We start from the raw sequence: 14,767 nt of genomic DNA, 5'->3' as shown, positions 1-14,767 counted from the left end.
AAACAGACAATGCCTCCTTGTAATAAGCGATCGCGGTTTCAATATTCTCGGCTTTTTCCCCTTGGATGCAAACCCTGTAGGCATTACCGAGACCTATTTGTGTCGTCGCCCAATCTTGGGGAAAAGCGTTGCGGGTATAAACAGACAATGCCTCCTTGTAATAAGCGATCGCGGTTTCAATATTCTCGGCTTTTTCCCCTTGGATGCGAACCCTGTAGGCATTACCGAGACCTATTTGTGTCTTCGCCCAATCTTGGGGAAAAGCGTTGCGGGTATAAACAGACAATGCCTCCTTGTAATAAGCGATCGCATTTTCAATATTCTCGGCTTTTTCCCCTTGGATGCGATGACCGTAGGCAAGACCGAGATTATTTTGTGTCATCGCCCAATCTTGGGGAAAATCGTTGGGGGTTAAAACAGACAATGCCTCGGTGAAACAAGCGATCGCATTTTCAATATTTTGGGCTGTTTCCCCTTGGATGTGATCGCTGTAGGCAGCACCGAGACCTATTTGTGTCATCGCCCAATATTGGGGAAAAGCCTTGGGGGTATAAACAGACAATGCCTCGGTGTAACAAGCGATCGCCGTTTTAATATTCTCGGCTTTTTCCCCTTGGATACGACCCCGGTAGTTAATTCCTAAAAGATTTTGAATTATTGCCCACAACTGGGCGTAACTTTCCCTTGTCCAAACAGTTAAGGCTAATTTTAAACAAGTAATCCCAATTTCTATATTCAGGGCGCGGTTGCCCAGAGGAAAACCGTAAATTATATAATTGAATGAATATAAATTTGATGCGATTTGATCGGATTGGTCGGCGTCGGCGTTTTGCAGTTGTTCTGTTGCCCATTCTTGCAAGGTGAGAATAAAAGTTTGATCTAATTTATCGCTATTTTCTAGGAGTAAGGGATAGACCGCTTCAGGATTATCTATATTCTCGGCAATTGCTGTTAATATTTTGATTAATAGTTCTAAGTAGGCATCGTTCATGGTGAGGGCGGGTTGGGGTTGGGTCTGGCTATTATTGAAAATTATACTCTATTCAGTAGGGTGTGTAAGGGCAGCGATCGCACCAATATTAGATCACAACCCCAGAAATATTGATTATGTTCTCAATTTATTGTTAGCGATCGCACCATCTTTTGAGCTATTTATATTAAAAATTTGATCAATCAGAAACTGGGTTTCTTGGGGTTGGGGTTGGTGCGTGCGCGCGGCTTACGCACCCTACGGGATTGTTGGCGATCGCACTTTACGTCTGGCTATTATTGAAAATAATACTCTATTCAGTAGGGTGCGTAAGCACAGCGCACGCACCAATATTAGCTCCCCACCCCAGAAATATTGATTATGCTCTCAATTTATTGTTAGCGATCGCACCATCTTTTGAGCTATTTATATTAAAAATTTGATGAAAAGGCTAAAAGCCTTGAAATAAATTTCAGGCTGAAAGCTTAAACCCGTTAAAACGGGTTAAGAAAGACCAGTCTTGAGTCATCTTTAGATGACTTTAGCTTTTAGCCCGAACTTTAGTTCCGGGCTTTTGGCATTAAAAAGCACCTAAAAACGTTGACCGACATGATGTTCTGCACCATCCCTTGGCAAAACATCCAAATCTTCATCCGATAAACCATTCACAAAAGAACTAGCAATTTCTAATAAAAATGCACCCGTATCTTCTGATGTATCTAAAGGGTTTTCCGTTAAATTGGAACTGGGAAGGGGTCGCTGATTTGTATTGAGTCGCCATTCTAAAAAGCTAACAAAATCTAAAACCTCTTGCAAAACAGGTTCAGATAACGTTTCTAAATGCTCTAATTTGTCTAAAATAAGCTCTTTGATTGCGTTCATAGCCTGAACCTTGTATCAACACATTTACATTTTAACTGAAATTATTGATTTTGTGATCGCTCTTAAGGAAAAGATTCAAACTACCCTTAACCTCATTTTTAGAAAAAATGTATTCAGAATTACCCCTATTAACGGCTAGACTTGATTAATATTAATTCTAGTATACAATAGTTAAATCATTATTTGACTTAACCTAATTGAACCCATGATCCATAATTTCATTCCCCCAGAACGGTTTTTTCCTTATTTAACTTGGACAGAAATTGAATCAATGGCTGATAAAAATAATGTGGTTATTTTACAACCCCTGGGAGCGATTGAACAACATGGCCCCCATTTACCGTTAATTGTTGATGCTGCGATCGCAACGGCTGTAACAGGTCACGCTTTAGCCCAACTTAATGATAACATTCCGGCCTACGCTTTACCCACAATTTATTATGGAAAATCTAACGAGCATTGGCATTTCCCCGGAACAATAACGTTAAGTTCCCAAACCTTAACTGCCCTATTAATGGAATTAGGCGAAAGTCTTTATCGGGCTGGATTTAGAAAATTAGCATTTATTAATGCTCATGGTGGACAACCGCAAATATTAGAGATGGTAGCGCGGGATTTACATCAACAATATGAGGATTTTTCTGTATTTCCCTTATTTATTTGGCGGGTTCCTAATATTGCTGGAAAACTCTTAAATCCAAAAGAATTAGAGTTAGGAATTCATGCGGGAGATGGGGAAACCAGTTTAATGTTATCTTTACTGCCAGAACAAGTTAAAATGGAAAAAGCTGTGTGTGAATATCCGCACGGTTTACCTGAAAATAGTTTATTAAGTATGGAGGGAAAAGTACCCTTTGCTTGGGTGACACAAGATTTAACTCAAAGTGGCGTTTTAGGGGATGCAACGGTAGCGACGAAGGAAAAAGGCGATCGCATTTTAGCTTCTTTAGTTAAGAGTTGGGTACAAGTTATTGAGGATTTATATAAATTTAAGCAACCCCAAAAATTTAGGGATTAATTGAATATTAACACAGTGCAAGCGTCCTCCCTCGATAGTTTCTCTAACAATAATAAGGACTCGCGGTGATTATTAATCCAAAAAAATATCTATATTCGGTGTGTACGGGCGAGGCGCGCCTCGCCCCTACGAGGAATGGGATGTCAAAGGGTTATGATCACCGGAATGTCATAAGTTATGGCACAATGTTTTTTACCTCAGATAGTCAGAGCCCTGAAGGGCTCACTACGTCAATAATAGAATTATGATGAATTCATCCTTACAACGAGCATTCAACCAAGGTAACGCCCTGAAAGTAATTAGCGGTTTAACCAATTTTAACGTCGGACGGGTCGCCTCTGTGGTGAAAGCAGCAACTCAAGGCGGCGCAACCTTTGTGGATATCGCAGCCGATCCTAGTTTAGTTCAAATTGCCCGTCAATTAACTTCTCTCCCCATCTGTGTTTCTGCGGTTGAACCTGAAAAATTTGTAACCTGCGTCGAAGCAGGTGCAGACTTAATTGAAATTGGGAATTTCGATGCGTTCTATGCTCAAGGACGTCGTTTTGAAGCCGCAGAGGTTCTGCAACTAACCCACGAAACCCGCGCGTTATTGCCCCATATTACCCTGTCGGTTACGGTTCCCCATATCCTCGAACTCGACCAACAAGTTGAACTGGCTCTCGAACTCGTCAAAGCGGGTGCAGATATCATCCAAACCGAAGGCGGAACCAGTTCTTCCCCGGTTCATGGTGGCACATTAGGGCTCATTGAAAAAGCAGCCCCCACCTTAGCCGCCGCCTCAGAAATTTCTCGCGCGGTGTCCGTCCCGGTGTTATGCGCTTCCGGTATTTCTAATGTCACGGCTCCAATGGCCATTGCTGCGGGTGCTGCGGGTGTTGGCGTGGGTTCGGCCATTAACCGCCTTGATAACGAAGTTGCAATGGTGGCGGTCGTTCGTAGCTTAGTCGAAGCCTTAGCAACAGTTCAAGCTAACCGAATTTACGCTTAAATCTGTCATCAGGAATGGGTTATAGGAAATAAATCAACTATTTCCTATTGCCCATTGCCCATTGCCCATTGCCCATTCGTAATTCGTAATTCGTAATTCGTAATTCCCTATTATAAATAATTGACAAACCAAGTTAAATAATCTTCTATTAAACTATAGTTTGGAGAATCTTCATCGGATACTTTTAATTCTGCTAAAGGAATTGTGAATTTTCGATTATCGCTGACTCGTTTAACATCAACAATAATTCCTTCCATTTCATCAGTTTTTTCTTGAAATTGTCCTAACACAAAAATATCGGTGTAAGAAGGATTTGTTTTTTTCAATTTTTCATACTCACTAGAACTCCCTGAACCATAAAGATATTCTTCTTCCCAAAGAAATTCCTCTGTTCCTGTTAAATAACAAGGTAATTTAATCTGAGATTTTAAATATTTCAGATATCGATTTAACGTTTTACGAGTTACTTCTAGGTCATCAGTGCCTAGAATTTTTTCCATTTTCCCCTCAAATTCTTCAACATCAAAATCATCATCTTCAAACAAACTGGAAACATTCAAAAATCCCATTGATTCCATTTGTTCAATGAGATTGGTCATGGAATTGAGTAACTCTTCTTTAAAATGCTCTCTTTGCTTATTAACTAAACCCGATACAATTGTTTCATCAATTTGCAGGGGTTTTAAATCCTCTCCTGGGGGTTGTAATTTCTTTTTGTTTTTGTTTTGATACAGTTTAGACATTCCGTTATACCAAGCACAGTAGTTCTTGATCTCAACCCTAGATGATTTTAAATTGATCTTTTTAAGGTTTTGAGTTGTAGAGACGCTTAAAGGCAAATCTCGACCCATTTCGACCTCAAGATTTTTTAATTGGGAAGGGAGTAAAATTTAGTATATCGTGGTACAGGTCTTTTTTGAATTGCCAAGGAAAACAATTATGGTACAAACAGAACAACCCGCTATACCCGTTATTTATCAAGGACAGTTTGGGGAGTACACGATTAACGAGAGTGATCGTTGGAGTGTGATCCTTTATCGAACTGGGTTAATTATAGCAGCCTTATGCTTTACCATAGCAACCGGATTAGTTTTGTTCCAAGGAAATAATCCTTTGGTTATACAAGCATTAACCCCCATCTACTTCTGTTTTTGGTTTGGGTTAGGGTTGAGTTTAGTCATGATTCATATTTATTTAATCCCTTTACACCAATTATTACAACTTTTTTGGTTAATTGGAGGAATTGCTTCTGCGGTATTTGCTTGGGTGGATGACGAACCTTTAGCGTTAACCATTTATCATCATCCCTATACCTTATTTGGGGTAGGGTTTACCTTTGTTGCGTTAACGGGGATTTATTTTAAAGAAGCCTTCTGTTTTAACCGCATGGAAACCAAACTATTAACGCCTCTTGTTCCTTTATTATTACTAGGATTTATTGCGGGAGTTTGGTCGGTTTCTGCTCAAAAAATTTTCTTAGCATTTTGGGCGATTCAATTTGTCATTTTTGCAGGTCGAAAAATTTTTCAAGATATTCCGGGGGATATTGGGGATAAAAGTGTTTTTGACTATTTAAAAAATAGACAGTCAGCCTAATACATAAATTAGGTTTTAGTAGGGATAAAAGTCCCCCTTTTTAAGGGGGATTTAGGGAGATCGGATCAAAAGTTTAATCATCTGAATAATCGGGTAATTGCTCCTATAATATTGATGATAAATTTCCGACATCTAACACCTGATTACCCAGGAATATGAATGGTAAAAATAGATCCTTTTGGGTGATGATCTTCCAAGGAAATACTACCGCCATGGGCTTCTATTGCGATTTTGCAAAACGCTAAACCTAAACCAATTTGACTCACACCTTCTTGAATTGTACCAATCTCATATTTTTGGAAAAGTGTTTGTCGGGTTTTTTCACCAACACCTGGCCCTGAATCAATCACTTTCACTGTTGCGCCCCCATTTTCTAAATATTTTGCTTGTAATAAGATCTGGCTTTCACTGGGAGAAAACTTAATGGCATTAGAAAGTAAATTATCAATGACTCGGCGCAGGATAACAGCATCGACGGAAAGGTTAATCCCCAGAGGAGGTAAATCGGGAACAATTGTAATTTTTTTATGACTGGAAATCAACTCAAAATCTTGGATCGCTAATCTACAAACTTCACCTAAATCAATGGTTTTAAAATTGAGTATCATCTTCCCTGATTCTAACTTAGCCATGAGCAATAAACTATCAATCATGACTTGTAATTGAGTGCAATTTGCCTCAATTTGTTGAATTTTTTTCTGCTGTCTTTCCGGGGATAAACTGGGCTTTTTCAGTATCTCGGTTGAAAACAGAATACCCGCCAGAGGATTTCTGAGATCATGTACTATCATGTTCACCATGTCTTCTCGCAATTGCATCAACATTTCTATGCGATCATACTGTTGTTTAATGCGTAACATGGAACGAATTCTGGCTCGTAGTTCAATTCCATTGACGGGTTTACTAATAAAATCATCAGCACCCGCCTGTAAACATTGGGATAAATCTTCTTTACCTGAAAGGGCTGTGACCATAATCACCGGAATATGTGACCATTGGGGATTCGCTTTCAATAATTTACAGAATTCTATGCCATTCATTTCTGGCATCATTACATCCAGCAAAATTAAATCAGGTTGAGAACTTTCGAGAAGATTAAAAGCTTGTTTAGGCTTAGAAACATAACCTAATTCATAACCTTCATTTGCCAGTAAAGTCTCAATCACATCAAAATTATCGGGGTCATCATCAATAATTAAAATAATCGGCGTTGTTTCCATTACTGAGGTTTCCTTTAATTCAATAAGTGTTCAATCTTCTCGACCAGTTGTTTTAATTTTACAGGCTTAGAAAGATAATCATTTGCTCCTGCATTTAAACATTTTTCTTGATCTCCTGTCATCGCTAAAGCAGTTAAGGCAATAATCGGAGTAGAAGTTAACCGTTGTTCAGCCCGAATTTGACGAATCGCCTCTAGTCCATCTACTTTTGGCAGTTGAATATCCATCAAAATTAAATCAGGAGATAAAGACTTGGCTAGTCTAACACCTTCTTCCCCATTTTTTGCGATTTCAATTTTGTAACCTTTACTACTTAAATAACTGGAAATTGTGACAATATTTAACTCATTATCTTCAACTAATAAAAGAGTTGTGGAAGAATTTTTTTTAGGGGAATTCGTAGAAATTGGGGGAATTGGTGATAGCTTAAGTTCTTCAGAAGTTATAGGAGGACAAGAGGATAAAGCAGTTTGAATCGGAGGTTCTGAGCCAACAATATAGGGTAAGCAAACCGTAAAACAACTGCCTTGTCCTAACTCACTGGTAACTCCCACCGTTCCTTGATGAAGTTCGACTAAACGACGCACTAATGCTAATCCTAAACCAGTACCACTATACTGACGATTAAGGCTACTGTCAATTTGGATAAACGGTTGGAATAATTGACTGGCATTTTCAGGGGTTAGGCCAATACCTGTATCAATAACCAAGAATTGTAATAAATTTTGCGGGACTGAAAATATCGCTTTCACCTGTAATTTGACGCTTCCGCCATCAGGAGTAAATTTAACAGCATTATTGAGGAGATTAATCAAAACTTGACGAATCCGAAGCTCGTCTACCACAATATCCCCTAACCCCTCTGGGATCTCGGTTGTCAGTTGAATATTTTTTTTAAGGGCCTGTTGGCGAACAAACGTTAAGCTATTTGTGCACAGATAAGTGATGGATGCTGGAGCTAACTGTAATTCTAATTTACCAGATTCTACTTTAGCAAGATCCAAAACATCGTTAATTAAAGCTAACAGATGATAACCACTGCGATCAATACTATTAATAGCGTGTTTCTGTTGTTCACTAAGGTTCCCAAAAACTCCATCCTGTAAGCCTTCACTCATTCCTAAAATCGCATTCAGGGGAGTGCGTAATTCGTGACTCATATTCGCCAAAAATTCATCTTTAAGCCGGGTGGCTCGATCAAGTTCCGCATTCGTTAGGGTCAACTGTTCGTTTACCTGTCGCAGTTGTTTTTCTGCTTCCTTGGCTGGAGTAATATCAAAATTAACCCCGACCATTCGTTGCGGTTCTCCACTGTTATCCCGTTGAACTAAAGCATAAGCTTTGATATATCGGATGGAACTATTAGGAAGAACCACTCGGAATTCTGGGCTGTATTCCTTTTCACCCCGTAACGCTTGTTGAATCGCAGTTTCAGCCATTTCTCGATCCTGGGGATGCAATGCGTTTGCCCAGGTTTGATAGATGGTTTCTGGGACATCTGACTTGTCTAACCCATAAAGTTCATACATTCGCTCATCCCAGATCAGTTGGTTTGGCAAAATATCCCACTCCCAAATCCCAAACCCTCCTGATGTTATTGCTAAGGACAATCGCTCTGAAAGATTTTCCAATTTTTCTTCAGATCGTTTACGTTCAGTAATATCTTGAGCGTTACCAACAATTTGCTTAACCTTTCCTTTTTTGTCACGCAAGAAAACCGTATTCTGACTTAAAATCCAGTGCCATTTTCCATTAACGTCCCGCATCTGATACTCACAGTGATGCTGTTCACCATCCTTCAGATGCAGTAACGTCTCATGATAAGACACAATCATGTCAAGTTCATTAGGGTGGTGGAGATTGAAAATCATTGATGATCCCATCCCTTGGATCTCTTCAGGGGAGTAGCCGAGAATTGTACCGATCTCACGATTGCAGTAAATATTGCGTTGTTCCTCAAGATCATAAATATAAATAATATTGGGTGTATTATCAGTAATACTTTGAATAAAACGTTGACTTTCTTGTAATTCGGCGGTTCGTTGTTCAACTCTAGCTTCAAGTTCTTGGTTGAGTTGTTGCAATTGTTGTTCTATTTTTTCCCGTTCACGGAGTGCCTCTCGCTGTTTACTAATATCGTTTGAGCAACCAATTAAATGAATAATATTTCCCTGTTTATCCCGAATCACGGAAAGACGCAAGCTAATATAAATTTCTTCTCCTGATTTCGTAAGGTTCCGAAACTCAACTTCGTGGTTTCCTTTCTCCAACAAACGGAGGAAGATTAAAGATTGAAATTGAGGCCAATCTTCAGGATAATACAGGATCTTAATATCTTGGCCAATGGCTTCGGCAGCACTATAACCATAGAGTTTTTCGGCTCCCCGATTCCAAGTGCAAATTTTCCCAGAAATGTCAGTAGAAACCACCGCATCATGGATTCTTTCGAGAACTTTAGCTTGAAATTTTAACATTTGTTCCTGACGTTTGCCCTGGCTAATATCGCGGGCAATACAGAGAAATGAATAAACTTCCCCGACTTCATTAAATTCGGGGACAATCCGAATTTGAAACCAAGTCGAGCTATTGAAATCAGGAAACGGATGTTCAATGGTTTCTTGAGTTTTGGTCTGAATAATTTGATCGAGGGTAGTACGCCATAAATTAATAATCTCTGCACAAATTCCTAAATCCTGCAAGGTCTTACCGATTAAGTTACTCACAGGTTGTTGCATTAGCTTCTCGATGGCTGGATTAAAGTAGACTGCTCGCATTTCCAGATCAATGCGATAAATAATATCTGTGGCGTTTTCTACTAAGGCGCGAAATTCGGCTGCTACGCGCTGGCGTTCGAGTAATTCAGTATCTATGCGTTGGTAAAGTTCTGCTTCTACCCGTTCATACATTTCTGCTTGTTGAATGGCGATCGCCAGTTGTAACGCTAATTGCTGTAACAAATCGATTTCGTCATTTTGCCATTGACGGGGGCGATCACATTGATGGGCGATTAATAACCCCCATAAATTATACTCAGTTTCTGGTTTTGAGATTAAACAACTGGTTTCTGAAGTATTGTAGTTACTTAATAAGAGTGGCACGACCAAATTAGCCCGAACCTGAAAGCTTTTTAACATCTCGCGATGGCATTCAGCGATGTCAGCGATGTCAATATCTGAGGCTACGAAAACTCTACCTTGGCGATAGGGTTGCAGATAGTTTTCCTTAAAACAGACATCTTCGAATTGGAGGTTTAAACAGACCCGATAGGTCGGTAATACGGATTCTGCTACCATCACCCCACTGAAATCAGGCAAAAATTTGTAGATTAAAACCCGATCAGTCTGGAGAAACTCCCGCACTTCCTCCACAGTCCTTTGTAATACTTGTTCTAGTCGCAGAGATTCCCGAATTCGCAGGGAAATACTGTTAACTAAATGTTGCTGTTCTTGTTGACGGGCGATTTGCCGTTTTAATTCTAACTGTTGCAATATGGACTGAGTTCTCTGACAAACCACAGAACTGTTCAATTTCCCTTTGACCCAATAATCCTGTGCACCACTTTTGATCACCTCTGCGGCGATGCTTTCGTTTCCTTGTCCTGTTAAGATAATTACCGGGACAACGGTGTTTGTATAGCGTTTTTGCCATTCCTGCAAAAATGCTAATCCATTCTCATCGGGTAATAGATAATCTAACACGATCAGATCCGGTAGAGTTCGATCACAAATCTCCAATGCTTGACTAATCAATTCCGCTTCTAAAATTTGATAGGAGCAGCTTTTCTCTTGGTATAAATAGCGACAAAAAATTTCTCTATCTTCTGCACTATCATCTACAACTAAAATTGTGTAGGTGGGTTTGTCACTCATACAGGATGCAAGTCATAATCTGGTTTAATCAATTAAAATATATTCTTGATCAATAGTAAAATCAAAAAAAATTAAGATTAAGTTGAAATTTAATAAAAAAATATGATGGATTATTGAAATAACAAGCAAAAAATCTATAGCAGGGAATTACGAATTACGAATTACGAATTACGAATTACGAATGGGGAAGACCCCCCCAGGGCTGTTTCATTCTGGAGACAGATTCCTCTATGACCTCTCCCCCAACCCCTCCCCTGCAAGGGGAGGGGAGAAGAATTCTTAATATTAAATACCTATCTAGTTTAAAAGTATTAATTACTCCCCCTTCCCTTCAAGGGAAGGGGGTTGGGGGGTTAGGTCACAGAGGTTTATGGGAGAGAATGAAACAGCCCTGACAGGGAACACTTCGACACGCTCAGTGCTTCGCAGTAAGAAGTAAAAGGGTTTCAGGATTCACTCATTGTCCTAAGCAATCAATGGAAAATTAGATCATCTAATTCTGAATAATCGGGTAATTTATATTCTAATATTTTACCATTTCTAACCACAATGCGATCGCTCTGAGAACGAGATAAGATTTCACTCAAATAACGACCTTTAAAAATAATAAAATCTGCCGGAAGTCCGACACCAATTCGTCCCAAATCCGATAACCCCATTAAATCGGCTGGAGTTTTTGTCACACTACATAACCAATCTTCAAACGGTCGATCTAAATGACAAATTCTTACCGCCATTTTAAACACTTCTAAGCCATCATGATCACCAAATCCATAAAACGGATCACGACAATTATCACTCGCAAAGGTAACAGGAATTCCGGTTTGTTTTAATTCATGAACTAAGGTTGTTCCTCGCCAGCGAGGGGTTTTAGGAGATTCAGAGGAATGATATTGACGATCTTGTAAATAGAGGTTACACATGGGTAAACTAACCACCCCAATTCCTGCGGATTTTACTAACTTTAAGGTATGTTGAACAACATCATCAGGTTGTACGGCTAAACTGCAACAATGTCCGCAAACAATTTGACCTTCAAAATTATATTTTAACGCAGCTTCCGCAATTTTATATAAACAAATTGATTCTGCTTCTCCCGTTTCATCAACATGGAAATCCAAGTTTAATTTCCGATCTTTGGCAATTTCAAAAACCCTTGCAATTTGCCGATCTAAATCAGGATTCATATAGGCAACTCCACCTAAGATTCCGCCTGATTCTACAATTTTATTAACCAGTTTTTCACTCTCTGGCGTTAAAAAATAATCTAAAGATGCTAAAGAAACAGCTTGCAGAATTAAGCGATTTTCCCATTGTTTTCTTAGGGTTTTAAATACATCCCAACTCAAATCTGTTAACTGTCCCGACGAATCTAAATGAGTCCTAATCGCTTTTGTTCCATGCACATAACTACATTTTAATCCAAATTCCATCCGTCGATAAATATCTTCCGTCGTCCAGATTTCTTCATCTTTAAACGTCGTCGTTAACGCATCGTTAAAGGTTCCTGTTGTATTCGGCGAACGTTCCCAAATATGACCTTTATCTAAATGGGTATGAACATCTACAAAACAGGGCCAAATTTGTTTTCCCTGTAAATCTACGGTTGCAATATTTTTTGATTTAACACTTCCGGGTACAACAATCTGATCTATTATCCCCGATTCAATTTTAACATCCACCACTGCCATTCCCTCTTGATTGGCTGAATTTGCGATCGCCTCATCTTTATCTGTGAGTACACAAACGGGAACACGAACATTTTTTAACCAATAACCAGAGGTATTAGGAATCATAAGTCGGAACTAGAAACCGGGTTTCTCTACTTTTTTAACATGATTTCAGCAAGTATGGAGAAGAAACCCGGTTTCTGACTCTAAGCAGGGAACTAGAAACCGGGTTTCTCTACTTTTTTAACATGATTTCAGTAACAACTGGGAAGAAACCCGGTTTCTGTATACGAAAGATAAAAACTATCTAAAGATTGAGGATTATGCAAAAAACGTATGGTATTAATGCTAAATCTTCATAAAGTTTTAAGTTTTGTAACATTAGCTACGATTGTATCGAATTTTCAGCACTAACTTATTCATATTCCTTAACCGTTTGGTTGAAGAACAGAGGTGAAAGCTCTCACTTTAGGATGATTTTCACCCTAAACTTAAGCAATTTTTTACATTTGAGTCTCGCATGATACGGTTTGCCTTCAATAGACCTGTTAGGATTTGGCCAAATTTGATCCATTTTTCATGTTGGCCTAACGAGTTCGAGACCGAGCAATACTGAGGAATAGGCTATGACCAGCACACTCCCACAAAAAGTGGCTACCAACAAATTTGAGAAGCTCAAAGCAGAAAAAGACGGTTTGACTGTCAAAGACGAAATCGAAACCTTGGCCCGACTGGGTTGGGAAGCCATGGACGAAACTGACCGAGACTACCGCCTGAAATGGTTAGGGGTCTTCTTTCGTCCGGTGACTCCGGGTAAATTCATGCTGCGGATGCGTTTACCGAATGGGGTCATCACCAGTGAGCAGATGCGGGTTTTGGGGGAAATCGTGCAGCGCTACGGTGATGACGGTAATTCTGATATTACCACAAGACAGAACCTTCAGTTAAGAGGAATTCGGATTGAGGATATTCCTGACATTTTCCGACGCTTTGAAACCGTTGGACTCACCAGCATTCAGTCAGGAATGGATAACGTGCGAAACATCACAGGTTCACCCGTTGCGGGGTTAGATGCCGATGAACTGTATGATACCCGTGAGTTAGTCCAACAAGTTCAAGACCTCATTACAAATCACGGAAAAGGCAATTTTGAGTTTAGCAATTTACCGCGAAAATTCAATATTGCCATCGCCGGATGTCGGGATAATTCCGTTCATGCTGAAATCAATGATATCGCCTTTGTCCCGGCATTTAAACAGAATATTTTTGGGTTCAATGTCTTAGTGGGAGGCTTCTTTTCTGCCACCCGTTGTGCTGCGGCTATTCCCTTAAATGCCTGGGTACAACCTCATCAAGTTGTCGGTTTGTGTCGAGGAATTTTAGAAGTTTATCGAGACAATGGCTTAAGAGGAAGTCGTCAAAAAGCTCGGCTGATGTGGTTAATTGATGAATGGGGCATGAATAAGTTCCGTTCAGAAGTGGAAAAACAAATGGGTTATTTTTTAGAACCCGAAGCCGAAAAAGATGAAATTCTCTGGGAAAAACGGGATCATATTGGGGTTTATAAACAAAAACAACCGGGATTCAACTATGTAGGATTAAATGTTCCCGTTGGACGGTTATATGCCAACGATATGTTAGAATTAGCCCGAATTGCTGAAGTTTATGGTGCTGGAGAAATTCGCTTAACCGTTGAACAAAATGTGATTATTCCCCATATTTCCGATAGCCGTTTAGATGCCTTCCTAACAGAACCTATCTTAGATCAATTTTCAATTAATCCATCGGGGTTAAGTCGAGGGTTAGTGTCCTGTACAGGCGCACAATTCTGTAACTTTGCTTTAGTTGAAACTAAAAATCGAGCGACGGCATTAGTAAAGGAATTAGAAGCAGAATTAACCGTTGAAAAACCCGTGCGAATTCATTGGACAGGCTGCCCTAATTCTTGCGGACAACCCCAAGTCGCTGATATTGGATTAATGGGAACAAAAGCCCGGAAAGAGGGTAAAGTTGTTGAAGGCGTTAACCTCTATATGGGGGGTACTGTTGGGAAAGATGCTAAACTCGGTGAATGTGTCCAAAAATCTATTCCTTGTGACGATCTAAAACCAATTTTACGACAAATTCTGGTAGAGCAATTTGGTGCTAAACTTAAAGATGGAGTAGATTTAACCAGTTCAGAGTCTGAAATTAATTCCCAAAAAGATACTCCAGACACACCCGTTAAAACAGCCACAATTGTTTTTGCTAAATCGGGTAAAACCATAACCTGTGGAGAAAATGAACTTATTCTCGATGTAGCAGAACGAGAAGGAATTATAATTCCCAGTAGTTGCCGATCAGGAAATTGTGCAACCTGCCAACAAAAATTAATTGAAGGACAGATCCAATATAACAATAATCCTGATGCAGCAAAAGACCTAGAACCGGGTATGATTTTAACCTGTAGTGCCCAGGCTATCAATACAGTCGTTATTGATGCTTAACGACTAAAAGATTGAACAAGAAAAAACCCATCAATTATTTACCAACACGGAATAAAGACATAGGA

At 39.5% G+C, this 14,767-nt stretch carries 10 protein-coding genes; 4 read left to right on the top strand and 6 right to left on the bottom strand.

The window, feature by feature from the left end; genetic code table 11:
• Together IQ236_RS11675 and IQ236_RS11670 are read right to left on the bottom strand one after the other, a co-directional pair.
• On the bottom strand, nt 1-991 hold a 991-nt coding region (locus IQ236_RS11675; RefSeq protein ID WP_193869401.1), incomplete at its 3' end, for a tetratricopeptide repeat protein.
• A 570-nt stretch (nt 992-1,561) separates the two neighbouring features.
• Nucleotides 1,562-1,852: a hypothetical protein gene (locus IQ236_RS11670; RefSeq protein ID WP_193869400.1), complete on the bottom strand. Its 291-nt coding sequence runs from the start codon at nt 1,850-1,852 to the stop codon at nt 1,562-1,564.
• A gap of 208 nt (nt 1,853-2,060) precedes the next feature.
• Here IQ236_RS11670 and IQ236_RS11665 point away from each other — a divergent pair, with 208 nt between their 5' ends.
• Together IQ236_RS11665 and IQ236_RS11660 are read left to right on the top strand one after the other, a co-directional pair.
• On the top strand, nt 2,061-2,870 hold the full coding sequence (locus IQ236_RS11665) for a creatininase family protein (RefSeq protein WP_193869407.1): 810 nt from the start codon (nt 2,061-2,063) through the stop codon (nt 2,868-2,870).
• A 244-nt stretch (nt 2,871-3,114) separates the two neighbouring features.
• Complete coding sequence (locus tag IQ236_RS11660; protein ID WP_228041572.1) at nt 3,115-3,861, top strand: DUF561 domain-containing protein; 747 nt, start codon at nt 3,115-3,117, stop codon at nt 3,859-3,861.
• Between the two features lie 110 nt (nt 3,862-3,971).
• On the opposite strand, the gene IQ236_RS11655 is transcribed toward IQ236_RS11660, so the two are convergent.
• Entirely contained in the window at nt 3,972-4,604 is a 633-nt protein-coding gene (locus tag IQ236_RS11655) for a calcium-binding protein (RefSeq protein WP_193869399.1), read from the bottom strand.
• Nucleotides 4,605-4,800: 196 nt separating this feature from the next.
• Between IQ236_RS11655 and IQ236_RS11650 the strand changes: the two genes are divergently transcribed.
• Nucleotides 4,801-5,457: a DUF2301 domain-containing membrane protein gene (locus tag IQ236_RS11650; RefSeq protein WP_193869398.1), complete on the top strand. Its 657-nt coding sequence runs from the start codon at nt 4,801-4,803 to the stop codon at nt 5,455-5,457.
• 143 nt (nt 5,458-5,600) lie between these two features.
• On the opposite strand, the gene IQ236_RS11645 is transcribed toward IQ236_RS11650, so the two are convergent.
• The 3 genes from IQ236_RS11645 to IQ236_RS11635 all read right to left on the bottom strand — a co-directional run bounded on the left by IQ236_RS11645 (nt 5,601) and on the right by IQ236_RS11635 (nt 12,342).
• Complete coding sequence (locus tag IQ236_RS11645; protein ID WP_193869397.1) at nt 5,601-6,677, bottom strand: hybrid sensor histidine kinase/response regulator; 1,077 nt, start codon at nt 6,675-6,677, stop codon at nt 5,601-5,603.
• Between the two features lie 14 nt (nt 6,678-6,691).
• Nucleotides 6,692-10,546 (bottom strand): PAS domain S-box protein, encoded by a 3,855-nt coding sequence (locus tag IQ236_RS11640; protein ID WP_193869396.1) that lies wholly within the window; start codon nt 10,544-10,546, stop codon nt 6,692-6,694.
• A gap of 473 nt (nt 10,547-11,019) precedes the next feature.
• A complete protein-coding gene (locus tag IQ236_RS11635; protein WP_193869395.1) occupies nt 11,020-12,342 on the bottom strand; it encodes a cytosine deaminase in 1,323 nt (440 codons plus the stop codon).
• Nucleotides 12,343-12,842: 500 nt separating this feature from the next.
• On the opposite strand from IQ236_RS11635, the gene IQ236_RS11630 reads away from it, so the two are divergent.
• On the top strand, nt 12,843-14,702 hold the full coding sequence (locus IQ236_RS11630; protein WP_193869394.1) for a ferredoxin--nitrite reductase: 1,860 nt from the start codon (nt 12,843-12,845) through the stop codon (nt 14,700-14,702).
• Nucleotides 14,703-14,767: the final 65 nt, after the last annotated feature.

Source organism: Planktothrix mougeotii LEGE 06226 (genome assembly GCF_015207485.1).
In the GTDB taxonomy this organism is placed as follows: domain Bacteria; phylum Cyanobacteriota; class Cyanobacteriia; order Cyanobacteriales; family Microcoleaceae; genus Planktothrix.
This window is presented reverse-complemented; position numbering and strand designations above follow the sequence as displayed.

Bases quoted from the DNA above. Each gene is read 5' to 3' on its own strand.
- IQ236_RS11635 (WP_193869395.1), bottom strand. From the start codon at position 12,342: ATGATTCCTAATACCTCTGGTTATTGGTTAAAAAATGTTCGTGTTCCC.
- IQ236_RS11645 (WP_193869397.1), bottom strand. From the start codon at position 6,677: ATGGAAACAACGCCGATTATTTTAATTATTGATGATGACCCCGATAAT.
- IQ236_RS11630 (WP_193869394.1), top strand. From the start codon at position 12,843: ATGACCAGCACACTCCCACAAAAAGTGGCTACCAACAAATTTGAGAAG.
- IQ236_RS11650 (WP_193869398.1), top strand. From the start codon at position 4,801: ATGGTACAAACAGAACAACCCGCTATACCCGTTATTTATCAAGGACAG.
- IQ236_RS11640 (WP_193869396.1), bottom strand. From the start codon at position 10,546: ATGAGTGACAAACCCACCTACACAATTTTAGTTGTAGATGATAGTGCA.
- IQ236_RS11670 (WP_193869400.1), bottom strand. From the start codon at position 1,852: ATGAACGCAATCAAAGAGCTTATTTTAGACAAATTAGAGCATTTAGAA.
- IQ236_RS11660 (WP_228041572.1), top strand. From the start codon at position 3,115: ATGATGAATTCATCCTTACAACGAGCATTCAACCAAGGTAACGCCCTG.
- IQ236_RS11655 (WP_193869399.1), bottom strand. From the start codon at position 4,604: ATGTCTAAACTGTATCAAAACAAAAACAAAAAGAAATTACAACCCCCA.